At 54.0% G+C, this 22,874-nt stretch carries 23 protein-coding genes; 11 read left to right on the forward strand and 12 right to left on the reverse strand.

The features are described from left to right. A partial coding sequence (locus RTM06_RS11025) for an ATP-binding cassette domain-containing protein (RefSeq protein WP_312182142.1) occupies window positions 1-608 on the forward strand: 608 nt, incomplete at its 5' end. Continuing rightward, entirely contained in the window at window positions 592-1,242 is a 651-nt protein-coding gene (locus RTM06_RS11030; protein WP_312182144.1) for a methionine ABC transporter permease, read from the forward strand. The genes RTM06_RS11025 and RTM06_RS11030, both read left to right, overlap by 17 nt. A gap of 117 nt (window positions 1,243-1,359) precedes the next feature. Here RTM06_RS11030 and RTM06_RS11035 read toward each other — a convergent pair whose 3' ends face one another. After that, window positions 1,360-2,262, reverse strand: coding sequence for a LysR family transcriptional regulator (locus tag RTM06_RS11035; RefSeq protein WP_256698570.1), 903 nt, complete (start codon window positions 2,260-2,262; stop codon window positions 1,360-1,362). A gap of 100 nt (window positions 2,263-2,362) precedes the next feature. Between RTM06_RS11035 and RTM06_RS11040 the strand changes: the two genes are divergently transcribed. The 3 genes from RTM06_RS11040 (at window position 2,363) to RTM06_RS11050 (ending at window position 5,357) form a co-directional block, all read left to right on the forward strand. Then, window positions 2,363-3,430 carry an SDR family oxidoreductase gene (locus tag RTM06_RS11040; RefSeq protein WP_312182147.1) on the forward strand — a complete coding sequence of 356 codons (1,068 nt, stop codon included), beginning with the start codon at window positions 2,363-2,365 and terminating at the stop codon, window positions 3,428-3,430. Window positions 3,431-3,902: 472 nt separating this feature from the next. Continuing rightward, window positions 3,903-4,217, forward strand: coding sequence for a DUF3302 domain-containing protein (locus RTM06_RS11045; RefSeq protein ID WP_312182149.1), 315 nt, complete (start codon window positions 3,903-3,905; stop codon window positions 4,215-4,217). Window positions 4,218-4,220: 3 nt separating this feature from the next. Beyond that, window positions 4,221-5,357, forward strand: a complete 1,137-nt coding sequence (locus RTM06_RS11050) for an HlyD family secretion protein (protein WP_061719145.1) — start codon at window positions 4,221-4,223, stop codon at window positions 5,355-5,357. Window positions 5,358-5,492: 135 nt separating this feature from the next. On the opposite strand, the gene yahO is transcribed toward RTM06_RS11050, so the two are convergent. From yahO to RTM06_RS11090, 8 genes are all read right to left on the reverse strand, one after another. Continuing rightward, window positions 5,493-5,762, reverse strand: coding sequence for a DUF1471 family periplasmic protein YahO (gene yahO / locus RTM06_RS11055; RefSeq protein WP_256698573.1), 270 nt, complete (start codon window positions 5,760-5,762; stop codon window positions 5,493-5,495). Between the two features lie 99 nt (window positions 5,763-5,861). Next, window positions 5,862-6,494 carry an NrsF family protein gene (locus RTM06_RS11060; protein ID WP_312182154.1) on the reverse strand — a complete coding sequence of 211 codons (633 nt, stop codon included), beginning with the start codon at window positions 6,492-6,494 and terminating at the stop codon, window positions 5,862-5,864. Next, window positions 6,481-7,038 (reverse strand): sigma-70 family RNA polymerase sigma factor, encoded by a 558-nt coding sequence (locus RTM06_RS11065; protein WP_256698575.1) that lies wholly within the window; start codon window positions 7,036-7,038, stop codon window positions 6,481-6,483. Before RTM06_RS11065 ends, RTM06_RS11060 begins: the two co-directional genes overlap by 14 nt. A 17-nt stretch (window positions 7,039-7,055) precedes the next feature. Next, on the reverse strand, window positions 7,056-8,285 hold the full coding sequence (locus RTM06_RS11070) for a thioredoxin family protein (protein WP_312182156.1): 1,230 nt from the start codon (window positions 8,283-8,285) through the stop codon (window positions 7,056-7,058). A 15-nt stretch (window positions 8,286-8,300) separates the two neighbouring features. Further along, window positions 8,301-8,867 (reverse strand): peroxiredoxin, encoded by a 567-nt coding sequence (locus RTM06_RS11075; protein WP_008101921.1) that lies wholly within the window; start codon window positions 8,865-8,867, stop codon window positions 8,301-8,303. 93 nt (window positions 8,868-8,960) lie between these two features. Next, a complete protein-coding gene (locus RTM06_RS11080; RefSeq protein WP_312182221.1) occupies window positions 8,961-10,247 on the reverse strand; it encodes a type II toxin-antitoxin system HipA family toxin in 1,287 nt (428 codons plus the stop codon). Window positions 10,248-10,267: 20 nt separating this feature from the next. Continuing rightward, window positions 10,268-10,510 (reverse strand): type II toxin-antitoxin system antitoxin HipB, encoded by a 243-nt coding sequence (gene hipB, locus RTM06_RS11085; RefSeq protein WP_293797716.1) that lies wholly within the window; start codon window positions 10,508-10,510, stop codon window positions 10,268-10,270. A 149-nt stretch (window positions 10,511-10,659) separates the two neighbouring features. Beyond that, a complete protein-coding gene (locus tag RTM06_RS11090; RefSeq protein WP_293797715.1) occupies window positions 10,660-11,325 on the reverse strand; it encodes a TetR/AcrR family transcriptional regulator in 666 nt (221 codons plus the stop codon). A 79-nt stretch (window positions 11,326-11,404) separates the two neighbouring features. Between RTM06_RS11090 and RTM06_RS11095 the strand changes: the two genes are divergently transcribed. After that, window positions 11,405-12,925, forward strand: a complete 1,521-nt coding sequence (locus tag RTM06_RS11095; RefSeq protein ID WP_312182161.1) for an MDR family MFS transporter — start codon at window positions 11,405-11,407, stop codon at window positions 12,923-12,925. A gap of 5 nt (window positions 12,926-12,930) precedes the next feature. Here RTM06_RS11095 and RTM06_RS11100 read toward each other — a convergent pair whose 3' ends face one another. After that, on the reverse strand, window positions 12,931-14,346 hold the full coding sequence (locus tag RTM06_RS11100; RefSeq protein ID WP_312182163.1) for an amidohydrolase family protein: 1,416 nt from the start codon (window positions 14,344-14,346) through the stop codon (window positions 12,931-12,933). Window positions 14,347-14,353: 7 nt separating this feature from the next. Next, the gene (locus RTM06_RS11105) at window positions 14,354-15,322 is read right to left on the reverse strand and encodes an ABC transporter substrate-binding protein (protein WP_312182165.1); all 969 of its coding nucleotides are present in this window, start codon (window positions 15,320-15,322) and stop codon (window positions 14,354-14,356) included. A gap of 507 nt (window positions 15,323-15,829) precedes the next feature. Between RTM06_RS11105 and RTM06_RS11110 the strand changes: the two genes are divergently transcribed. Both RTM06_RS11110 and RTM06_RS11115 read left to right on the forward strand, forming a co-directional pair. Beyond that, window positions 15,830-16,807 carry a 2OG-Fe(II) oxygenase family protein gene (locus RTM06_RS11110; protein ID WP_312182167.1) on the forward strand — a complete coding sequence of 326 codons (978 nt, stop codon included), beginning with the start codon at window positions 15,830-15,832 and terminating at the stop codon, window positions 16,805-16,807. A 239-nt stretch (window positions 16,808-17,046) separates the two neighbouring features. Beyond that, window positions 17,047-17,598 (forward strand): C40 family peptidase, encoded by a 552-nt coding sequence (locus RTM06_RS11115; protein ID WP_256698584.1) that lies wholly within the window; start codon window positions 17,047-17,049, stop codon window positions 17,596-17,598. Window positions 17,599-17,660: 62 nt separating this feature from the next. Here the strand turns inward: RTM06_RS11115 and fhuE are convergent, their stop codons facing one another. Next, on the reverse strand, window positions 17,661-19,814 hold the full coding sequence (gene fhuE / locus RTM06_RS11120) for a ferric-rhodotorulic acid/ferric-coprogen receptor FhuE (protein ID WP_312182170.1): 2,154 nt from the start codon (window positions 19,812-19,814) through the stop codon (window positions 17,661-17,663). 450 nt (window positions 19,815-20,264) lie between these two features. On the opposite strand from fhuE, the gene RTM06_RS11125 reads away from it, so the two are divergent. The 3 genes from RTM06_RS11125 (at window position 20,265) to RTM06_RS11135 (ending at window position 22,702) form a co-directional block, all read left to right on the forward strand. Continuing rightward, a complete protein-coding gene (locus tag RTM06_RS11125; RefSeq protein WP_312182172.1) occupies window positions 20,265-21,353 on the forward strand; it encodes a hypothetical protein in 1,089 nt (362 codons plus the stop codon). A gap of 118 nt (window positions 21,354-21,471) precedes the next feature. Continuing rightward, window positions 21,472-22,365 (forward strand): dihydrodipicolinate synthase family protein, encoded by an 894-nt coding sequence (locus RTM06_RS11130; RefSeq protein WP_312182174.1) that lies wholly within the window; start codon window positions 21,472-21,474, stop codon window positions 22,363-22,365. 121 nt (window positions 22,366-22,486) lie between these two features. Further along, window positions 22,487-22,702 carry a YdgH/BhsA/McbA-like domain containing protein gene (locus tag RTM06_RS11135; protein WP_007890154.1) on the forward strand — a complete coding sequence of 72 codons (216 nt, stop codon included), beginning with the start codon at window positions 22,487-22,489 and terminating at the stop codon, window positions 22,700-22,702. Window positions 22,703-22,874: the final 172 nt, after the last annotated feature.

Below are 22,874 nucleotides of genomic sequence, written 5' to 3' on the forward strand. Positions count from 1 at the left end.
GCGGGCAGAAACAGCGCGTTGGCATTGCGCGCGCGCTGGTGCACGATCCTGAGCTGCTGCTGTGTGATGAAGCCACCTCGGCGCTCGATCCGGAAACCACGCGTTCGATTCTGGCGCTGCTGAAAAAGATTAATCAACAGCGGCACATCACTATCGTGCTGATCACCCATGAAATGGATGTGGTGCACGACCTCTGTCATCAGGTGGCGGTGATTGATCAGGGCGAAATCATTGAGCGCGGACCGGTGTGGCAGGTGTATAGCGATCCACAGCAAGAGACCACGCGCCAGCTGCTCAATCCGCAGTTCAGCGCCTTGCCGGAAGCCATTCAACCGCTCTTGACGCCGACGCGTCTGCATGGCGATTCACGCTTGCTGGTGCGTTTGCGTTACACCGGACAAGGCGCACAGCCGGATTTGGCGGCGCTGAATGCGCGGCTTGGCGGGGAGCTGACGCTAATTTTTAGCGCGGTGGAGTGGGTGGATAGCAAACCGACCGGGCAAATGTTGCTGCTGCTCGATGCACAGCATGACGCGGACGCCGCGCGGACGCGGTTAACCCCGATTACGGACCAACTGGAGATTCCGGGCTATGTCACTGGCTATTGATCGTTTATGGATTGGACTGCTGGATACGCTGCTGATGGTCGGCGTGTCGTCGCTGCTGGCGCTGGCGCTGGGATTACCGATGGCGGTGATTCTGGTGGTAACCGGACGCGGCGATCTGTTCCCGAGCCCGCTGCTGAATCGCGTGCTGGGTTGGGTGGTGAACCTGTTCCGCTCGATCCCGTTTTTGATTCTGATGGTGGCGCTGATTCCGTTTACCCGCTGGATCGTCGGCACCACCTACGGCGTGTGGGCGGCAGTGGTGCCGCTGACATTGGCGGCGACGCCGTTCTTTGCGCGCATCGCCGAAGTGAGCCTGCGCGAAGTGGATAAAGGGCTGACCGAAGCGGCGCAGGCGATGGGCTTCCATCGCTGGCATATTATCTGGCATGTGCTGCTGCCTGAAGCGCGGCCCGGCATTATCAGCGGGTTTACCATTACGCTGGTGACGATGATTAATGCCTCGGCAATGGCGGGCGCGATTGGCGCGGGTGGGTTGGGGGATTTGGCCTATCGCTATGGTTATCAGCGTTTTGATATGCAGGTGATGCTGACGGTGATTGTGGTGCTGGTGGCGTTGGTGACGATGCTGCAGTTTTTTGGCGACAGGTTGTCGCGCAGGTTGAATCATCGTTAGGTGCGGTGTTTGGCCAGGTCGCCATGAATGGCGACCCTACGGCGAGTTATATGCATGACGGTGATGTGGTGTTTTCGTAGGGTGCGCATTTATGCGCACCGTTTAAATGGCCGCGATTTACCTAATCTGTAATCCTTCCAACGCTGCCAGCAGCGCATCCACTTTCGGTAGCAGCTGCTTGCGGCGCGGCCAAATCAGCGTTAAGGCTAAACCGTCCGGCTGCTGCTCGGGCAAAATAATCTCCAGCTCGCCGCGCGCCAGCGGCTCCCGCACCAGCCACGATGGCATCTGTGCCACGCCCAATCCGGCACACAGCGCCTGCATCTGCGCATCCACATCACCCAACGCCATGCGGTGTGGCAGGTTGCGCCAGTGCGGATAGCCATCTTCCGTAGTGAACAGCCACGGCTTGGTGCTGCCATCGACGCGTTCATACATGATCGCCTGATGCTGCAACAATTCGGCTTCGCTGTTGGGTCGCCCCACGCGCGCCAGATAATCCGGTGCCGCGCAAAACACCATGCGTTCGCGGCCCATCTGACGACAGCCCAGCGAGGCGGGCAGATCCGGCGAGCCACCAATGCGCACCGCAACATCAATCCCTTCATCAAACAGATCAATAAAGCGATCCGAGAACGTCAGATTGAGCTCTACATCCGGATGCTGGCGGCAAAACGGAATCAGCAGCGGCATCACGCCAAGACGTCCATAGGTGTTTGGCACCGCCAAGCGTAAGCGCCCGGAAGGAATGGTGCGCTGCGCCGCCAGCACCGCTTCGGCTTCTGCCAGTTCCTCCATAATGCGCAAACAGGTTTGGTAATAGGCGTTGCCTGCATCGGTGAGTTTCAGGCTGCGGGTGGTGCGCTCCAGCAGCCGTGAACCGAGACGGGTTTCCAGCCGCGTGACGCTTTTGCTCACTGCCGAACCGGTGAGATGCAAGCGCTCAGCAGCGGCGGCAAAGCTGCCGCTCTCGACGCTGGCAACAAAGGGAACGATATCTTTCAGGCGCTGATCGTGCATGTATTCGTGAACTCAGGTTGTGAATGCCGTGAATTAATGCCAGGGATGGGAATTAAATTCTCTATTAAACTCATCATTACTGAAACTGAGGAGAATTGAAATGCAAAAGCAGGCATTGATTGTTGGCATTAGCGGCGTAATTGGACGTGCGCTAGCAGAAAAATTACAGCGCGAAGGTTGGCAGGTGAGCGGTTTATCACGCGGACGTGGCGCGGTGCCGGAAGGTTGCCGCAGCCTGACCGCCGATCTGACGGATGCCGACGCAGTGCGGGCTGCGCTGGCTGAAGAGAAGCCGGATGCGTTGTTCTTTAGCGTCTGGTCGCGCCAGGAAAATGAGAAAGAGAATATCCGCGTTAATGGCGCGATGGTGCGTAACGTGGTTGAAGCGCTGGGCGAGCGTCTGAATGGCGCGCATGTGGCGCTGGTGACCGGCCTGAAACATTATCTCGGCCCATTTGAAGCCTATGGCAAAGGCGCAGTGCCGGTGACGCCATTCCGCGAAGAGCAGGGACGTCAGCCGGTCGATAACTTCTATTACGCGCAAGAAGACGAAGTGTTTGTCGGTGCCGAGAAATATGGCTATCGCTGGAGCGTGCATCGTCCGCATTCGATCGTTGGATTTGCACTGGGTAACGCGATGAATATGGGCCAGACGCTGGCGGTGTATGCCACGCTGTGCCGCGAGCAAGGTTTGCCGTTTATTTTCCCAGGTTCGCCCGAGCAGTGGAATGGTGTGTCCGATGTCACCGATGCCGGTTTACTGGCGGAACAGTTGCTGTGGGCCGCGACTGCGGCAGAAGCGGCCAATCAGGACTTCAACGCGGTGAACGGCGATGTGTTCCGCTGGAACTGGCTGTGGCCACGTCTGGCGGCCTATTTTGGCGTGGAAGCAGCAGCGTATCCGGCGCAGATGATGCCGCTGGAAGGTCGCATGCAGGATGCTGCCGAAGCGTGGCGCGAGGTGGCGGCGCGTTATCAGTTGCGTGAAGCGGACATCACCAAACTGGCCTCCTGGTGGCACACCGACGCAGATTTGGGCCGTCCGATGGAAGCGTTCACCGACATGAGCAAGAGCCGCAAAGCGGGCTTCACCGGCTATCGTTCAACGCTGGATTCATTTACTCAGCTGTTTGATCGGTTGAAAGCGGAGAAGGTGATTCCGCAGTAACGTTATGTTGATAGAAAAGGGCGGCTTGCTGGGCCTAATGCACGCCAGTAAAGCGTGAAATGGTCGCCATGAATGGCGACCCTGCAAAGGTTTGGCGCGTTTTTCGTAGGGTGCGCATTCATGCGCACCTATATACATAAAATCAGGCATTGAGCGCAAAACCTGCATTAAACGCGTTGAGGTGAAAAATATAAATCACCTAAGTCACATCCTGCCTATGATTAGTTTTATATTCCTGTAAGTAATTAATGATTTTTTATTCATTAACATGCTCATTCAACTGATTTTATTCCTATCTTCACGATCCTCACTTTTGCAGTTTAAGTTGTACAATATAAATCACCTTGTACATATTAAATTCATAGCCTGCTATTTATTATGATCGCCGAATAAATTATTTTTCCAATTAAATGTTCAGGGAAAATAATGCAGTCTATATTGATCCTACGCATTTCTTAAATTCGAGGCTGGTATGTTTCTTAACTACTTTGCGCTTGGGGTTTTAGTTTTTGTTTTTCTTGTCATCTTTTACGGGATAATTGTGCTGCACGATATCCCCTATCTCATTGCAAAATCACGTAATCATCCGCACGCAGATGCAATACACGTCGCCGGCTGGGTAAGCCTGTTTACACTCCACGTCTTATGGCCCTTTTTATGGATTTGGGCCACGCTTTACCGGCCAGATCGGGGCTGGGGAATGAAAGGTAGGAACGCGTCACTGGAACAACGCATAACGGCGTTGGAACAAAAGGTGACGGCAGACCGGGATTCTCCGAAGGGGTGACATATGGACTTACTGATTATATTGACTTATGTCGCCCTGGCATGGGCCGTTTTCAAAATATTCAGAATACCGGTAAATAAATGGACAGTCCCAACAGCAGCATTAGGCGGTATTGTGCTGGTCAGCGGCCTGATATTGTTAATGAATTATAATCATCCCTATACTTCGCTGGCACAAAAAGCCGTTATCGCCATCCCTGTGACACCGCAAGTGACCGGTATTGTCACCGAAGTCACTGACAAACAAAATATGCGGATTAAGAAAGGGGATATGCTTTTCCGCTTAGATCAAACCTTGTTTAAGGCGCGCGTCGACAGGTTAAATGCTGACCTCGTCACCGCCATCCATAATATTCAGGTGTTACGTGGGCAATTAGAGGAATCCCTGGCGAATACCTCAAATGTGAGTGCGGAAAGAGACCGGCTATACAAAAACTATCAGCGTTATCTTTCCGGCAGTAAAGCCCGCGTAAATCCCTTTTCTGAACAAGATATTGATGATGCCAGGCAAAACTATCTCGCACAGGATGCGTTGGTAAAAGGATCGGTTGCTGAACAACGGCAGATAAAAAGCCAGCTGGATAGCATGGTCGGCGGCGAGCAATCACAGATTGTCAGCCTCAGAGCTCAGTTAGCGGAGGCGCAATATAACCTTGATCAAACAATTATTCGTGCGCCGAGTGATGGATACGTCACGCAGGTATTAATTCGTCCCGGTTCTTTCGCATCTTCATTACCACTGCGGCCGGTGATGATTTTTATACCTGAACAGAAGCGTCAGGTTATTGCGCAATTCCGACAAAATTCATTGTTGCGTTTAACGCCCGGTGATGAAGCGGAAGTGGTATTTAATGCGCTACCGGGGCAAGTATTCAGCGCGAAACTGCTGAGAATTATTCCGGTGGTGTCGGGCGGTACATATCAGGCTCAGGGAACCTTGCAATCTTTGACGATTGATCCCGGTTCGGATGGCGTGCTGGCAGTGGTTGAATTAGATCCTGATGCGGCAGTCGATGCATTGCCGGATGGTATTTTTGCGCAGGTTGCTGTTTATTCCGATCACTTTTCGCATGTTTCAGTTATGCGCAAGGTTTTGCTGCGCATGACCAGCTGGGTTCATTATTTGTACCTTGACCATTAATAAAACAGAGATGATTTAATGTTTTTCAGTTAAGCATGAATCGGTCGCCATGAATGGCGACACTACGTTAAGGTTATTGCATTTGAAAAGCACTGCCCCAGCATAAGTCATATTCATGCTGAGGCAGTTTTTAAATTACTTTTTCTTGTAGACGATTGCAGTACCATAAATTTTGTTATTGGTATTCGCGGACGTCACGATATAGATGTCGCCGCCTTTTTCATCTGCCAGTTTGGACAGCTCTTCTTTTGCACTGGCGGCATCCGTTTCGCCTGATGTGGAAATATTGCCGACCTCGACATACTGATCTTTTACTTTTTCAAACTCGACCTTGGTCATCAGTTGCGCGGCAAATGAGCTGAATGATAAAGCGCTTACAACTAAGCCTAAAATTAACTTTTTCATACTGTTCCTTGGGTTAGAGAAAAAGATGAGTTGCTATTATTGTATAGTTTAGAAGCGAAACATTTACAACCTGAAGCAAGTCATTACGTTTTTATAGGCTTATGAATCGAAAGTCACCAAACGTTTCCCCACCAGCACGGTTAACGCCACTATCGTTACTATTGCTGCCAGATGCATGACAAAATCCAGCGGATGCAAATGCACCGGATGGCAAAACGCCAGCAGCGTCACTGCCATGCAGGAAACGCCCAAGCCCGCCATCGCCAAACTGCGCACTGGATGCAGTGCGCGAGTGCGGCGCAGGCTGGCGATCATCAGCGCCATCATCGGTGTGCTCACCACCAACAGAAAGGTAAAGCAGCGCGCGCTGTCGTTGTCATGTTCGATCGGCACCTCACCGGGAATCTGGCTGATGCTCATACCGAGCCACAACAAGCCAATCGGCAGCAGCGCTTTCCAGCTGATACTGCGGCGTCCGGCGATGCTCATATTGAAGGCGCTACGAATCGCCAGCGTGCCGAGGATAAACGCCAGCACCAGTTGAAAGATTGCCTGCAACGCGCCGGGCTGCGCCCAGTCGGTGAAACTGCGCTGCACCAAAAAGCTGGCGGCGATGCCACAAGGTAACGCCAGCAGCAGCCAGGTGAAGACACGCCTGCCAGTGGATCGCAGCGGTTTAACGGGCTGCATCTCGCGCCCGAGTTTTTCAATTAACAGGTCATGATCGGTCATGATTGGCTCCAAAACGGCGCAGATTCGTCAGCGCGCGGTGCAACAGCGATTTCACCGCTGCAACACTCAGATTGTTATGCGCGGCGGCTTCCGTCAGGCTCATTTCGCGCAGATGCACATGTTCGACAATGTCGCGCTGACGCGAGGGCAGCTGGCGCAGGTAGCCAGCCAGCTCTTCCTGCGTCTCCTGCTGCGGGGCGTCGGGCGGACTGGCCACTTCCGGCATCGCGTCGTCGTTAATTTCCCACTGCTGATGACGGCCACGTCGCCGCAGCGCATCAATCGCGCGCGCCGAAATAATCGCCATCAGCCAGGGTAAAAAAGGGTAGGCAGGATCATAGGTGTGACGCACCCGATGCACCGTGAGTAGCACATCCTGAATCACATCTTCTACCAGTGCGTTATCGGTAATTTGTTTGCGTGTTTGCGCACGAATCACTGGCACCAGCGCTTTCAGCAGTCGGGTGTAGGCGAGCTGATCGCCCGCCTGCGCCTGTTCCATTAGCGCGGGCCAACTTTCGCGCGCGCTATCGCTTGTTTGCATAATCCGCCTTGTTGTTCTTACGCCTTCTTGCTCGCCTGGTTCAGCGCGTTCACCACAATATTCGGTGTCAGCACCTGCGGCAGCACTTTCGGCGGTCCGCCGTCGGCAGGGTAAACCAGATACATCGGTAATCCGCCCTGACCGAACTCGCTCATGGTGTCATCCACGTCCGGATTAAATTTAGTGGAATCTGCCACCATGTACAGCGTGCCGGTTTTGGCGATGGCCTCTTTCACGGCCTGGGTTGAAAGCGAGGTTTTCTCATTCACCTGACAGGTGATGCACCAGGACGCGGTGAAATCGACAAAGATCGCTTTACCGTGACCGCGCTGCGCTTCAACCGCTTGCGGCGTCCATTTGGCTTTGGTCACTTCCGCCGTCAGCTGATCGCCTGCCAGACCTGCGCCGGGTTTGATAAGGCCAGGAAGCGGGGCAATGACGGCGATGATCAGCACCGCCGTAACGGCATACAGCACCTTGTGACTTTTACCGGCAAAGTGGCGATGTTGCGCCATGCCATACAGCCAGCCGGCGAAGGCCACTACCACCGAGGCGGCCAGCAACGTTGCCAGCGCCGCGCTTCCCGCTTGCTGCGCCAGCACCCAAACCAGCCAGGCGTAAGCACCAAACATCGGGAACGCCAGGCCGCGTTTTAACACATCCATCCATGCGCCGGGACGCGGCAGGAATTTAGCCAGCGCCGGGAACAGCGATACCAGCGTGAAGGGTGCGGCGAAGCCGATGGCTAGCGCAAAGAAGATCACTAAGGCGACGGCGGGCGGCTGCACCAATGCATAACCGATGGCGCTCGCCATAAAGGGTGCGGCGCACGGCGTGGCGACGATAATCGCCAGCGCACCGGTTAAGGCGGAACGCGTAAACGCACCACGGCCGATGTCAACCGATCCGACGCGTTGTACCGATAAGCCCACTTCAAATACACCGAGCAGATTGAGCGCAGCGGCGAGGATCACCAGCGACAGCAAGGCGATCACCAGCGGTGATTGCAGCTGGAAACCCCAGCCAACCGCCGCACCACCGGCGCGTGCCGCCAGCAGGATGCCCGCCAGCGCCATCATGGTCACCACAACGCCAAGTAAAAAGCCCATCCCTTCACGACGCGCACTGGCGGCGTTATTGGTATGGCGCAACAGGCCGAGCGCTTTCAGCGAGATCACCGGAAACACGCAGGGCATTAAGTTCAGAATGATGCCGCCGATGAAGGCGGCCAGCATGGCGGTTAACATCGCTGGCCTCTTTGCTTAGTTAGTTTGCGGGTGAGAAGCGTCGTATTGCTTAACGGCGGCCATCGCTTTTTCAATGTGCGTGTCGGGGTTTCTGTCAGTGTAACTCAGCAGAATGTTGCCATCGGGCGCGATCACGTAAGAGGTGCGATCGGACAGCGTTTTGCCTTTCATCTGCATGGTGGTTTGATACTGTGCCGCCACTTTCGCGCCTGGATCGGCGGCGACGGTGAATTTATCGCGGCACTCCAGTTTGGAGAAATCACTGACCTGATCGGTATTACCAGCTGTTACCCCCACCACCGTTGCGCCCATTTTGGCGAAGCTATCGGTGGCTTCAGCGAAATCGTGCGCTTCAATGGTGCAGCCTGCGCTGAACGCCGCCGGGAAGAAATAGAGCACCACCGGGCCTTTCTTTAAGGCGTTTTGCAGTGAAAAGGTCAACGGCTTACCAGCTAACGCGCCCTGCAGTTCGAAGTTCGGTGCTTTCGCGCCCACCGGCAATGCGGCACCGGCGTTAAAGGCGGACAGACCCAATGCGGCGGTCATGGTCAGGGTACAAACGAGGGATTTGATGCGTTTCATTTTCTGCTCCTGCGATGAATGGGAGTTCCGATTTGGATGTCTCAGTAATTCAGTTCGCTGAAGCAGGGAGGAAAGTTTCGGTGAGGTGGAAAATTATTTTTGCAGGCGTGCCAACATGCGCAAGCTGTTTTCAAACAGGTGTTCAGCGATACGTTCAGGAAAACCCGGCGGCAATGTTTTGCTTACACGCTCAATCGCGGCTCCCATTTCAGCAATAAAGAAATCGATGATCGCGATCATACTATTCTGATCAAAATTAACCTGCTTTGCCGTGGCTAAAAAATGACGAGGGAAAATTTTATCAATTTGATTTTTTCTGCCTTTACTGGCTTTCAAGCTCATGGCCAGTTTCAGGTCGCGAATATTCAGGCCATTTCCGCCCATGGAGGTGAAGACAGAAATGATGTCGTAGAAAGGCGTGAGCCGATAACTTCCGCCGCGTTCGATAAAGACCGAGAAATTTTTGGCATGGCCGTCGGTTGCGCCAATCAACCACTGGAATACCTGAAATTTCATAAACGCATAGCGATCTTCTAACGCATTACTGGAGCCCATCAGGAACTGCATAATGTCGGCGATGCCGGGTCCACCGTCAGATTCATATTTGAGTGCTGATGGTAAGCCGAATGCCTGACACATGTCTTCCTGAGGCAAACGCAGCAAGTGTGTTTGTTGGTGGTTCCAGCGCCGGTCAAAGCGTTGCACGGCCAAAGCCTTCATCTTGCCAGCGTGAATGATGCTGGCATCGGGCACAGCAAATCCCAACGCTCTTGCCAATGCCAAGCAAAGGTACTCATTCTCGACACTTTCACGCATATCCAAAGTGGCAAAGGGTTGTTTTATTTCACCGATGGGTAATTTAATGATGTGCGATGTTGGCGTTGCACCATGCGGAATGGCCCAGCCAGCGTCCGTTGCCAGCAACGCGGTTTTCTCCTGAGCACCCGCAACGGAGATGCGGAAATCGTGTTCATCACTGATCATGCCTAACGGAATATCCGCCTGATAAGCCGACAGGATACGTTCCAGCTTATGCTCATCCAACCGTTCGAAATTCAATCCTAAATCGGCGGGTGTGCTATCTGTTGGCAATAGCATGACGGCACCGACGCTATCTTTGCCGATCTCACGCAGCAGATCGAAAGGCTGGCGTGATTTCGCCTGATAGCGCGCAACAATGCGATCGCGTACTAATGGGCTGTCAGGCAGTAAATTATCAAAATAGTTGAGCACTGCGGCGGATGAGATCACCGGCAATTGCAATGGCAATGAAAGAGATAGCGGCCTGGCCAGACGATTGTTTAACCAGCTCGGGTCGTATTGGAAAGTATGTGCACCGTTAGTGTTGCGCGTGAGAATGCCTACGCGTTCACCGTTCATCCATGCGATTAATTCCTGCTTCACCAGTCATTCTCCTGACCTGTAATCGCAGAGGGGGCTTTTTCCTGCACGTCCATTTTTAGCTCAAGTGACTGCAAAATTTTGAACAAAGTTGCGAGAGTGGTGAGATCGGGATTGTTTTCAAAGTGAGATATGGTGGATTGCTTGAGGCCGACTTTTTTCGCCAATTCACTTTGCGTCCAGTGGTTTTTTTGACGAATCAGTCTGACGTGATTTGCAAGTTGGCGCGGACTGTAAATCATCGCTTATTCTCATTTGGAGTCGATGTGAAAGCCAGGATTATCCTTTAATGCGGATATTTGTGACGTTATCCCTTAGAGAGGATAATGTCAAATTTATCCTTTGTGGGGGATAAATGCTGCATGACTCAAGGTCGCCATGAATGGCGACCCTACGGGGTTGGCTGAATGCCTTTGCAAAATAAACTCAACGTATGCTGCACAATGATTTCGCGGTGATAAGCGGGATCGTTGGCAAAGCGGGTGAAGGGCACTAGCACCAGGCTGAGAATCGAGGTCATCAGCAGTTGCGGCTCCAGATCGGGGTTGAGTAATCCTTGCTGCTGCCAGCCTTCAATCAGTTTTTTCACCTGATCGCGTTCGCCGTGACCAAAGCGTTTTTTAATGTGCTGCCCTAAACCGCCTTCACCTTGCATCACTTCCTGCATCCACAGCGGTGCGAACCAGTTGTGTGTGGTAACAATATCCGCCACTTCACGGATGAAGGCGCTGAAGGTGGTGACAGGGTCACGCGGATCCTCCATAAAGTGCGCCACCAGGCGCTGGCGTAAGGGCAAAAACCGCTCCTCAATCACGATATCCAGCAGCGATTCACGCGACTGAAAATAGTAATTGAGCATCGCTGGACTGACGCCCGCTTTGCGCGCAATCGCGTTGAGCGAGGTTTCGCCGATGCCGTTTTCGGCATACAGCGCTAAGGTGATGTCGAGCAGTAGTTCGCGCTGCTGCACGTTGATGGCGCCACCGCGTGGTCGGCCAGGACGGCGAGGTTTGGCGGCGTTGGCTATTTCGTCAGCAGGGACTTTTCGTGCGGTCATCTTTACTCGCTCACTTGATTCGTGTCAGACTGCGATCAATATTAATTGGGTATTTAATTAATTTCAATTGGTGTCTGTTATGAAACCCCAAACACTCGCGCCGCAGTCGGGCAGCGGGCAGGAGAATCCTCCTTCCGTCCGCCTGCTGATGAGCGCTTTATTACTGGTGATGCTGCTGGCGGCGCTGGATCAGACCATCGTCTCTACCGCGTTGCCAACCATCGTCGGCGAACTGGGCGGGCTTGATCGCCTGTCGTGGATCGTCACCGCCTATATGCTGGCTTCCACCCTTGTCGTACCGCTGTACGGCAAGTTTGGCGATCTGTTTGGCCGTAAAACCGTGCTGCAAATCTCGGTGATTCTATTCCTGATCGGCTCGGCGCTGTGCGGTCTGGCGCAGAACATGGAGCAGCTGATTTTCACCCGCGCGCTGCAAGGCTTAGGCGGCGGCGGTTTGATGGTGGTGAGCATGGCGGCGGTCGCCGATGTGATTCCACCGCAAGATCGCGGTAAATATCAGGGCCTGTTCGGCGGCGTATTTGGTCTGGCGACTGTGATTGGTCCGCTGCTGGGCGGCTTTATCGTGCAGCATGCATCGTGGCGCTGGATTTTCTACATCAATCTGCCGCTCGGTTTGTTTGCGCTGGTGATCATCAATGCGGTGTTCAAGACCGATAACAAGCGTAAGCCGCATGAAATCGACTATCCGGGCGCGGTGTTTCTTAGCCTGGCGCTGGTGGGCATTACCTTGTTTACCAGCGAAGGCGGCACGTTACGTGAATGGTCCGATCCGCTGCTGTGGTGCATTCTGGCATTTGGTGTGATTGGCGTGATCGGCTTTATTTATGAGGAGCGTCGCGCCTGGGAACCAATTATCCCGCTGTCGCTGTTCCGCAATCGCAGCTTCTCGCTCGCCAGTTTAATGGCGTTTATTGTCGGCATGTCGCTGTTTGGCAGCGTGACGTTTTTACCGCTTTATCTGCAGGTGGTAAAAGGATCCACGCCCACTGAAGCCGGTATGCAACTGCTGCCGCTGATGGGCGGATTGCTGATCACCTCCATCGTCAGCGGACGCATTATTAGCCGCACCGGCAAATATCGGCTGTTCCCGATTTTTGGTACCTTGCTGGCGACCATCGGTATGGCGCTGCTCACCACGCTGACCATCGATGCGCCGCTGTGGCATATCTACCTGTTTGCCTGCGTGCTAGGGATGGGAATGGGCATGGTGATGCAGGTGCTGGTGCTGGCGGTGCAGAACACCGTGACGCCCGATCGCATCGGCGTCGCGACGTCGTCGGTGACGCTGTTCCGCTCGGTGGGGGGGTCGATTGGCGTGGCGCTATTTGGCGCGGTGTTCAGTCAGGTGCTGAAATCGGGTTTAACCACGCTGGTGGAGCAGGGCAAAGAGCTGCCGCGCGCGCTCGATCCGCAAGCGGTGCATCGTTTGCAGCATGATGTACAACAAGCCTATTTGCAGGTGTTTGGCGATGCGGTGCACTCAGCCTTTCAAATGGCGACGGGCGTGATGCTGCTGGCCTTTGTGCTGTCGCTGTTCCTGCCAGAATCACCGCTGCGCAAGAAAGACGCAGCGGCTTAACGCTGTTACACCGCCGCGCGCTGCTGCAAGGTTATTACCGCTTGCGCAGCGTCGCGGCCCAGTTCCGCCAAATCCACTCCGGCTATCACATCCTCCTGCATCAGCACTTTTCCTGCGCAGATTAGCGCTTTTAAACTGGCGCGTCCGCCGCTGGCCACCGGGCCAATGGCGGGATCGTGCAGGCCAAAATAGCGCGGATCGTCAAGGCGATAGACGGCAATATCGGCGGCCATGCCGGGTGCGAGGCGGCCGGTGTTCAAACCCAAGACCTGCGCGCCGCCGGATGTGCCCCAACGCACCACATCTTCGATGCTGGCGGCATCGCCACCGCCTTCAAAGGTGCCACCGGCATAGCGCGGCTGCGCCAGCATGCCTTTGCGTGCGCGCTGAAGCTGCCAGGCGGCATGGGTTTCGCTCTGCATATCCGCCGCTTCATTCGAGGCAGCGCCATCAACGCCAATCGAGATCTTCACGCCCGCGTGCTCCATCGCCACTAAATCGGCAATGCCGCTGCCGAGACGCGCGTTACTTTGCGGGCAGTGCGCGATACCGCTGCCCACTTCACCCAGCATGGCGATCTCCTCCGGCAGCAGTTTCACCAGATGCGCAAACCACACGTCGTCGCCAATCCAGTCATGTTCGGCACAAAACTGCAGCGGCGTCATACCAAACTTCGCGCGAGCGGCGTCAAGGTAATCAACGGTTTCCGACAGATGGCTGTGCAGACGAATGCCAAGTTGACGCGCCAGGCGCGCGCTTTCGCGCAGTTCCTGCGGCGTGGTGGAGTGCAGCGTGGTGGTGGGTGCCATCACGATGCGGCGCATCGCGCTATCCTGCGGTTGGTGATGGCGCGCCACCAGCCGCTCGACATCGGCCATCATGCTGTCAAAGCTCTCCGGGCGTAGCGCGGTGGGCAAGTCGCTCTCTAAGCCGCGACTTTGCGTGGCACCGCCGCGACACAGCACAAAGCGCACGCCTAGCTTGTCGGCTTCATCGAACAGGATTTCTGCGCCATCAAATGGCATATCGGGCCAATAGAGATAATGATGGTCGGCAATGGTGGTGCAGCCAGAACGCACCAGCTCGACCAGGCCAACGCGCGCGGCGATGCGAAACGTCTGTTCATCGAAGGCACCGCGAAAGCGATACGGCGTCGCAGCCAGCCAGCCGCCCAGACTTAGATTGAGCCCTTGCGGCTCCCCTTTGAGCAGCGATTGAAACAGATGATGATGCGTATTGACCCAGCCGGGATAGACCACGCAATCGCGGGCGTCGATCACGGTTTCATCGGCAGCGGCATTGAGCTCGCCCATCTCCTCAATCAGGCCATCGCGGATGCGAATATCGCGCGCGCTGCTGCGCGGTTGCTGTTTGTCGCCGGTCAGGATCGCGGCGCAGTGTTTGATTAACAGTTGGCTCATGAGCAATTCACTCCGCTTTGGCCGCGACAAACTGCGTGCTAAACGCGCTCTGCCAGTCGGTGGACGCTTTGAGCAGACCGGCGTTGACCATAAAGTCACGCGTTGCCTGCCAGCGCTTATCCGTCATCACGCCCAGACCTTGTTTCGCTGCATCACCGCCGTCAATCAGGTGCAGCGCTTTCATTTGCGACACGCCGAAGGCGAGAATTGCGTCGGTCATTTGCGGGTTCTCTTTTTTGATCAGTGCATTACCGGCAGCCGGATTGGCGAGGTAGGATTGCCAGCCTTCCATCGATGCCGCAACAAAACGCTTCATGACGTCCGGCTCTTTTTGCAGTAAATCGTCACGCGTCACCAGAATGCCGCCGTATGCCGGATAGCCATAATCGGCAAACAGATAGAATTTACTGTCCGGCTGCACCTCTTTAATTTGCTGCACTTCGGAGGTGGCGTAAGCTTGCTGCGCGGTATTTTTGTCGGCGAGGAAGGGTTGCATGTTGAAGGTGTAAGGGCGCGCCTGACCATCCTGCAGCTGATATTTGCCTTTCAACCACGGCCACCAGCTGGCTTGTCCGCTGGCCGATACCAGCACGGTTTTCCCTTTCAGCTGATCTAGCGACTGCACATCGCCGTGGGTGACAATGCCTTGTGGATCAAACTGAAACGGCGCGGCGATGGCCTTCAGCGGGAAGTTGCGCTCAACGCCCTGCAGCACTTGCAGATCGTAGCTGACGATGACATCAGCACGATTCGCCAGCAGCAGCGTCATGTTATTCAACTGCGGCCCGCCGGAGCGCACCTCAACATCCAGCCCATATTTTTTATAGATGCCAGTGGCGAGCGCCTGGTAATAGCCGCCTTGTTCAGCCTGTGCGACCCAAGTGGTTTGTAATACCAGTTTGTCGGCGGCGTGCGAAAGGGTTGAGGTGCTCAGCAGAGCAGCGAATAATGAGAAACGGAAACGCGACATTGTCATAAAACCCCCAATAAACGTTGAGTTTGTTGTCGTCATCAGGGGCGTTGCGGCGCATGGCATGCTCACGATGCGTGATTCGCATCGTCCCCTGACGAGGTACAGCTAATGCTGTAGAGCAATGTCCTGCGTGAATCTGCTGTCACGCTGACCGCTTATACTCAATGTGGATTTAGCAAAGCGCATGCCATTAATGTAACACGATGAAAATATTGAGTTTAATCTGAAATGTGATGAGATTTTGCGTCATCCGCTGATCGTTGATGATGCAAGGCGCCCATTTTTGCACCTCCGTTGTGCAGGCATGATGCGCAAGATGGCTTAACTTGTTGATTTTAAGTAGCACCGCGAGCTGGCACAGGCTTTGCTTGACTCAAAATGAGTAGAAGCTGTCAACCGTGGTTTCACCCGGTGGGTCATTGCTCGATCGCCTGCACGTAAAGCAGGCGCGGGGATGACTGCCACACAGCGGGTGGGTCATCCGTTATCGCTCAATAACGAGGTGCACCAATGGAAAAGACCACTTATGACATGCATGAACTGGCAAAAGAATCGCGGATGGGCGCGCGCGGCGTGGAAGCAGCGCGTGATGTGCGCATCATCGATCTCTCCGATTTCGACCAACGTAAAGCCGAAATAGCCGATCAGCTGTGGCAAGCCGCCACTGAAATTGGCTTCTTCCAGGTTTCCGGCCACGGTATTCCCCTCGACGACATCAATGCGGCTTTTGCCAACGCCGAGCGCTTTTTCGCGCTGCCACAAAGTGACAAAGCGCGTCATCCACTGAGCCGCAATGCCGGCTGGGAATACCGCGCGCAGATTCGTCCCTCGACCGGCAAACCGGACCAAAAAGAGTCGTATCAGGTGACACGTCCGCGCATGGAAGGCTTATGGCCGGATGATGCCACTTTGCCGGGCTTCCAACATGATGTATTGAAGTTCGAGCGTCAGTGCTGGGAAGTGGGCATGCGTTTGCTCTCCTGTTTTGCCCTTAAGCTGGGATTTCCCGACGACTTCTTTGCCAAAGCGCATGAGCCCTCGCGCGAAACCTATCAAAGCACGCTGCGGATGCTGCACTACTTTGCTATTAGCGGTGAGCCAGATGGCCCCTGGCGCGCGGGTGCGCATACCGATTTCGATTGCCTGACCTTGCTGTTCCAGCGTGATGGGCAGGGCGGTTTGCAGGTGTGTCCGGGCAAAGAGATGGAGGAGCAAATCTGGACGCCGATCGCGCCGCTGGAAGGCTTAATTACCTGTAATATCGGCGATATGTTGATGCGCTGGAGTGATGACAAGTTGCCATCGAATTTCCATCGCGTCAGCAATCCGCTGCCGGGTGAATCGGTGCCGGCACGCTACAGCCTGGCGTTTTTCTGCCAGGCGAATGAAGACGTGATTATTGAAGGACCGGAGAAAAAATATCCGCCTATTTCCGCGAAGGATTATCTGGCACAGCGTATTAGCGCTAATTTCTCCGGCAAGTATTAAACGTACAGCTGTAAGTCGAAATTGATGTCATTCTGTGCAGGAGCGCAAATATTCTCCTGCACAGAAAAAGCGCAGCGCGGGAAATAGATTTTTAACTCAAATACAAGATGTTACCGTTGCGTAAACTTAGGTAAAAACAACCGGCAAATAAAAGATTTCACCGCGCGCCTATTTATTTCTGCAACTTTTTTACGGTATAAATCTCTAACCACTGTCTCCCTCAGCGAAAACACCAACACATGATCAATTCTGCCGCCAGCAAAGTTATCGCCTGCCTGTTTCTTTTTACTCTGGCCGGCTGTTCTTCTAAGTCTTCGCATGCGCCTGCAGAGGACAACGTGGATACCTCGGCTGACGGTGGCAAGCAGCCCGATTTAATTCCGGTGATTGCTGCGCTGCACGATCAGATGCATTCGTGGGAAGGGACCAAATATCAGTGGGGCGGTACGCAATTAACCGGCGTCGATTGCTCGGGATTTGTCTGGCGCACGCTGAAAGATCGCTTCAATATTCCGATGGACCGCGTCACCACCAAAGAGTTAATCGCCATGGGCAAACCGGTGGATCAGGCGCATCTGCAACCCGGTGATTTAGTGTTCTTCCGCATTAAGCGCGAGCTGCACGTCGGCTTTTATGACACCGATCATCAATTCCTACACGCGTCGGTGAGTCAGGGCGTGATGCGCTCTTCGCTCAATAATCCGTACTGGAAATCGGTTTATTTAGAGGCACGACGTTTGCCGAAAGAACAGAATTCGCAGATCAGTTTCAATTATAAAAACAAGGTTTGATGAGTGCGCATTAATGCGCGAATGTTCGAAAGGATCGCCATGAATGGCGACCCTACGGTTAATTAAAACTGATACGAAACGCTCATCGAAACACTGCGCGGCGCGCCATAAACATAGCTGTTCATGTAGCTGTAATATTCGCGATCAAACAGGTTATCGATGTTCGCCTGCACCGCCACCTGCTTTGTCACCTGATAACGCGCAAACAGCGATGCCAGTGGTATGCTGCCCTGATAAACGCGCACGGTATCGCCGCTGGCATTGGTGGCATCTTCAAACACGCGGTTCTGCCAGTTGATGCCGCCGCCAACCGTCAGATCCCGCAACATTGGTAGCTGATAACGGGTGAACAGTTTGAGAGAAGTTTGCGGCTGATAGCTGTTGAAGCGTCCATCTTTATCCCGCGCCACGTAGCGTGTGGCACCGAACGTCAGCTGCAGATTATCCGTTAGCGCACCGTTCAGCTCAAACTCCGCACCTTTGCTGACTGCACCTTTAGCGGGCGCATAAGCCTGCTCGTTACCGCCCAAGTAGACGCCAGCAATCGCCTGACCCACGTTATCCTGCTCAATGCGGAATACCGCAACCGTCGCGGTTAATCGACCATCATACCAGGCGGACTTCAGGCCGGTTTCATAGCTTTTGCCGGTAACCGGCGACAGGTATTTGCCGCTGGTATCGCGGTAGGTTTGCGGCAGGAAGATCGAGGTATAGCTGCCGTATGCTGACCATGTATCGTTGATGTCGTACACCAAACCGGCGTAAGGCGTGGTGTTATTTTTCGTCATGTCGCCGCTGCTGCCGTTGGTGCTCCACTGCGTGTAGCGCGCACCAATAATCAGCGACAGCGGATCGGCCAGCGAGAAGCGCGCGGCGGTGTAAGCGGATTTCTGGCGGATGGTATCGTCAGCATTCCGATACCAACCTTGCCACTGCGGCTCGGCGATGTTGCCGTTCCAGCTGTTGTTGAAAATGCCCATATCGGCTGAGGCGATATCGTAGTTTTCCAGATCGGTAACGCCATCCTGGCTGTAAGTCGCATTGTGCTGGCGGCTGTAGCTCACGCCCGCCATCAACTGATGCTGACGCCCTAACAGCTCAAACGGGCCGCTGGCGTAGCCATCGAACGAATCCATCTGGCGTTTACCGCGATCCATGCTGCCGTAGCCGGTCGTGCCTTCGCCGATGTCCTGATCAGGGCTGCCCGTGACATACAGCAACTTATCGTTGAAGGTATTCTCCGCGTGCGTGCCGTTGACGTGGATGTTCCAGCCGTTATCGAAGTTATGATCGATGTCGGCGAACACTTTGCGCGAATTGGTGTTGTAGCGTGCCCAGTTGGCGGCGGAGTTGAGGCTGCGATCGTAATGCGTGGTGGCGTTGTTGCTGTAGAACATCGGCAAACCGCCCCACGTTGGATTGCCGGTGTTGGCATCTTCGTAGTCGTAGCCTAGCGACAGCGTGGTGTGCTCGGTGATATCGGCATCGATCACGCCGTAAAGGAACTTTTTGGTTTTGTGGTAACGATCGAGCCAGCTGTCTTCATCGCTGTAACCGGTTACTACGCGGCCGCGTAGGCTGCCATCCTGATTCAGTGGCGCGGAGAGATCGGCAACATAACGCTGTTTGTTCCAGCTGCCGTAGCTGGCGCTGACCGAGCCGGTGAAGGTTTTGCTGTCGGCGTGTTTGCGTACCATATTGATCGACGCTGACGGGCTGCCCGCGCCAGTCATCAATCCGGTGGCACCGCGTACGATCTCAATACGATCGTAAATGGCGGTATCCGAGGCGGCATCGCCGTAATTCCAGGTGTCATTAACCGACGTGGGAATGCCATCGAAGGAGAAGTTGGTGACTTTAAAGCCGCGCGAATAGTATTCCGAGCGTTCGCTATCGATCAGGTTGGTGGAGATGCCGGTGGCGTTGGTCAGCACATCGTTCACCGATTGCAGGTTCTGATCCTGCATGCGCTGCTGCGTCACCACGCTCATCGACTGCGGCACATCGCGTGGCGTTAGCAACAATTTGGTGCCCGCCCGCGTGATTTTCACCGCGTAATCCTGCTTTTCGTTGTTATCGCTGTCGCCGGTTGCGGATGCATCGACTACCAAATCCTGCTGCGTGTCGCTTGCTGCCTGCGCCATGTTTGGCGCAAGCAGGGCATGAATCGTCACCGCCAGCAGTGAGACGTTAAAAGTTTTCCTGATGCCAGACATAAAATTCCCTGTTGTAACTCGTGTTATAGGAAGCTTTTTGCTTCGTTTTTATCGTTTACGGTGTGACTTATCCGCCGAAAAGGGCAGAAGAGCAGGCACGCAAACTGCCACTGCGCATTTATTGAGAAAGCCAATGATAATCATTTGCTTTAAAGAATCTGCGGAAGGTTTCAACTGCAATTGTAATAATGTGTAAGCGGGCTATTAATCAATGGTTTACAGGTGAAAATAACCTGTTAATTGCTAATGTTTTCGTGTTTTTAAAGCGATATCAGGACGTTTTTTGACAAAGAAAGGTGTGCGGCTAGCAAGACAGAATTCACGGCAAAGTAAAGAAGATCGTCGAGAAAGTTGCTAACTTTATGCTAATGCGTATGATTCTCATTCTTCTTGTATTTTCCGTACGCGCACGCGCGCAACGGAGCCGTTCATCCATTGATGGAGTTGAGCATGAAATCGTTATTTAGCCCGCGCAAAGCCGCCTTAGCTGCAGCGATCGTCGCTGCTTTCAGCCTGACCGCTTGCCAGGCTCCGGCTAAAAAAGCCGAAGCGCCAGCCGCTGCTGCCAAGCCAGTTGATACTTCTCTGACCCAGCGCACCCTGGGTGATGGCCTGTATGAAATGGCGTACTCGCCTGCTGCGAAAGCGTTATACGTTGCCAGCGCGCAGAGCTTTAAAGACGTGAACGGCGGTGTGATTTATCGTCTCGACCCAACCTCGCTGGAAACCAAAGGCGTGACGCATACCGATCTAAAAAACTTCGGTACGGCGATCGATGAAGCGGGCAGCGTGTTTTACACCACCAACTCGCTGGATGGCGCCATCTCGAAAGTGGATGCGCAAAGCGGCAAAGTGCTGGAACGTTTAGTCTTCCCAGGCAAGAAAGATAAAGAAGGTTATCCGGCTGGCGCACGTGAAGTGCTGTGGCACGGCAACGAGCTGTATGCTGGTCGCGTGGCCGATCCGGGGTACATCTCGGTGGTTGACGTGAAAACCTTCAAGCTGAAAGCTACCATCAAGAACGCTGGCAAATGGGTAACCGGCATCATCTATTCTCCGCTGACTGAGCGCATTTATGCGACCAACGGCGCGGGCGAGATTCTGGTCATCAATCCACGCACGCACAAAATTGAGAAGCGCTGGACGGTGGGCGATGGCAAAGAGTACTTGTTCCTGAACATGGCGGAAGATCCGGCAACAGGTCGCCTGTTCGTTACCGACGATTCGAAAGGCAAAGCTACGCTGGTGTTTGATGAGCGCACTGGCAAAGTGATCAAACGTATTGAAGGCGATGCGCTGGCTATCAAATTCAACGCCAAACGTAATGAAATCTTCATCAGCCAGCGCGAATCGAAGAAAGTGCTGCAGTTGGATGCCACCACGTACGCGGTAAAAAACAGCTGGTCGTTTGATAACAATCCAAACAGCCTGCTGATTGGCCCAGACAACAACACGTTGTACGTAACGTTGAAAGCAGAGTTCAACAAAGACTCCTCAACCAAAGGCCAGGATCAGATTGCGCGCATCGCACTGAAATAATCCCCTCAAGCGGTAACGATAATTCCTGCCCTCGTAAGAGGGCATTTTTGTTTCCAATGGCTTATAACTGTGCAGGTTAAGCTGTTTTCCCCTGTTAATGACGAATAAGGCGCTGGCTATGTTTAAAGGATTGAGTGCGTTTCCCCTGACTCCGCTGAATGCTTCTGGAATTGATGAGAAAGCTTTTCTTCATATCCTTGCGCGACTCACGGCAGCAAAAGTCGATTCACTTGGCGTGCTGGGTTCCACTGGCAGCTACGCCTATTTCACGCGCGAACAGCGCAAGCGCATTGCGACGCTGGCGGTGCAGCATGCGGACGCTATTCCGGTGATGGTCAGCATTGGCGCGGTGAGCACCGACGAAGTGCTGCGACTTGCCGAGGATGCGCAACAGGCTGGCGCCAGCGCGTTGCTGCTGCCCGCCGTTTCCTATCAGAAACTCACTGATGACGAAGTGTTTGGCCTGTATCAGGATGTCACGCGCCACGTATCGCTGCCGGTGTGCATTTATGACAATCCCGGCACCAGCCACTTTGTCTTCTCCGATGCGCTGCATGCACGTATCGCCACGCTGCCGCATATCGCTTCCATCAAAATTCCCGGCGTGCCCGCCGGTATCGCAGCGGCTACGCAACGGGTAAAGGCTTTGCGTGATCAATTACCGCAAGACGTCACCATTGGCGTCAGCGGCGATGCCTTTGCCGCAGCAGGCCTAATCGCCGGTTGTGAAGTGTGGTATTCAGTGTGCGGCGGACTGTTCCCGCGCACCGCTAAAGCAATGACAGATGCGGCGATGGCGGGCGATTTTGCGGCGGTAGCCGAACAGGGACAGTGGCTCGCACCGCTTTGGGCGCTGTTTACCCAACACGGCGGCAGTATTCGCGTCATCGCTGCGGCGGCCAGCGCGCTGGGTCTTGCTGAGTATGATTGCCTGCCGCGCCCACTGCGTTCGCTTTCGGCGGCGGATGTGGTGGAAGTGAAGAGGGTGATTACAGAGCTCGAGTTGGCGTAGTGATAATGAGCTGATTAACTGTGATCGCACTAATAGTTAATCTGATAATAGTTTCAATGGTTATTATTGTTTCCATCGAAGGCGCACAGCCTTCACATCAAACAACCAAAGGAATACGACCATGAAAACTATCAAAACTCTGACTATCGCCGCTGCTGCCGCTCTTTCACTGATGTCTGCTGCTAGCTTCGCTCAAACCGTTTCAGCTACTTCTCTGACGCTGGATGGTGCTGAAGCCAAAATCGCTGCACAGGCTAAACAGAATGGTGAGCAATATAAAATTCTGGAAGCAAGCAATGGTAACGTCGTACATATGACCGCAGAACTTTACAAATAACGGATGGTTGCATACGGATGTGCCAGAACAGGTCGCCTACGGGCGGCCTTTTTTGTCGATAAAGCATCGGGAACTGTATAGTTACGTAAGTTATCGTGATCGCACTAATGGTTAATATTGAAACGATAACATTAGTTATTATTATTCTCATCGAAGGCACACAGTCTTCTAA

Source organism: Pantoea sp. CTOTU46764 (assembly GCF_031974595.1).
GTDB classification, from domain to species: Bacteria; Pseudomonadota; Gammaproteobacteria; order Enterobacterales; family Enterobacteriaceae; genus Pantoea; species Pantoea trifolii.

Coding starts and splice junctions, on each gene's coding strand:
- RTM06_RS11045 (WP_312182149.1), top strand. CDS start 3,903: ATGTTTCTTAACTACTTTGCGCTTGGGGTTTTAGTTTTTGTTTTTCTT.
- RTM06_RS11090 (WP_293797715.1), bottom strand. CDS start 11,325: ATGACCGCACGAAAAGTCCCTGCTGACGAAATAGCCAACGCCGCCAAA.
- hipB (WP_293797716.1), bottom strand. CDS start 10,510: ATGATTTACAGTCCGCGCCAACTTGCAAATCACGTCAGACTGATTCGT.
- RTM06_RS11105 (WP_312182165.1), bottom strand. CDS start 15,322: ATGACAATGTCGCGTTTCCGTTTCTCATTATTCGCTGCTCTGCTGAGC.
- RTM06_RS11080 (WP_312182221.1), bottom strand. CDS start 10,247: ATGAACGGTGAACGCGTAGGCATTCTCACGCGCAACACTAACGGTGCA.
- RTM06_RS11035 (WP_256698570.1), bottom strand. CDS start 2,262: ATGCACGATCAGCGCCTGAAAGATATCGTTCCCTTTGTTGCCAGCGTC.
- fhuE (WP_312182170.1), bottom strand. CDS start 19,814: ATGTCTGGCATCAGGAAAACTTTTAACGTCTCACTGCTGGCGGTGACG.
- RTM06_RS11095 (WP_312182161.1), top strand. CDS start 11,405: ATGAAACCCCAAACACTCGCGCCGCAGTCGGGCAGCGGGCAGGAGAAT.
- RTM06_RS11135 (WP_007890154.1), top strand. CDS start 22,487: ATGAAAACTATCAAAACTCTGACTATCGCCGCTGCTGCCGCTCTTTCA.
- RTM06_RS11115 (WP_256698584.1), top strand. CDS start 17,047: ATGATCAATTCTGCCGCCAGCAAAGTTATCGCCTGCCTGTTTCTTTTT.
- RTM06_RS11030 (WP_312182144.1), top strand. CDS start 592: ATGTCACTGGCTATTGATCGTTTATGGATTGGACTGCTGGATACGCTG.
- RTM06_RS11100 (WP_312182163.1), bottom strand. CDS start 14,346: ATGAGCCAACTGTTAATCAAACACTGCGCCGCGATCCTGACCGGCGAC.
- RTM06_RS11125 (WP_312182172.1), top strand. CDS start 20,265: ATGAAATCGTTATTTAGCCCGCGCAAAGCCGCCTTAGCTGCAGCGATC.
- RTM06_RS11130 (WP_312182174.1), top strand. CDS start 21,472: ATGTTTAAAGGATTGAGTGCGTTTCCCCTGACTCCGCTGAATGCTTCT.
- yahO (WP_256698573.1), bottom strand. CDS start 5,762: ATGAAAAAGTTAATTTTAGGCTTAGTTGTAAGCGCTTTATCATTCAGC.
- RTM06_RS11065 (WP_256698575.1), bottom strand. CDS start 7,038: ATGCAAACAAGCGATAGCGCGCGCGAAAGTTGGCCCGCGCTAATGGAA.
- RTM06_RS11070 (WP_312182156.1), bottom strand. CDS start 8,285: ATGTTAACCGCCATGCTGGCCGCCTTCATCGGCGGCATCATTCTGAAC.
- RTM06_RS11110 (WP_312182167.1), top strand. CDS start 15,830: ATGGAAAAGACCACTTATGACATGCATGAACTGGCAAAAGAATCGCGG.
- RTM06_RS11075 (WP_008101921.1), bottom strand. CDS start 8,867: ATGAAACGCATCAAATCCCTCGTTTGTACCCTGACCATGACCGCCGCA.
- RTM06_RS11050 (WP_061719145.1), top strand. CDS start 4,221: ATGGACTTACTGATTATATTGACTTATGTCGCCCTGGCATGGGCCGTT.
- RTM06_RS11040 (WP_312182147.1), top strand. CDS start 2,363: ATGCAAAAGCAGGCATTGATTGTTGGCATTAGCGGCGTAATTGGACGT.
- RTM06_RS11060 (WP_312182154.1), bottom strand. CDS start 6,494: ATGACCGATCATGACCTGTTAATTGAAAAACTCGGGCGCGAGATGCAG.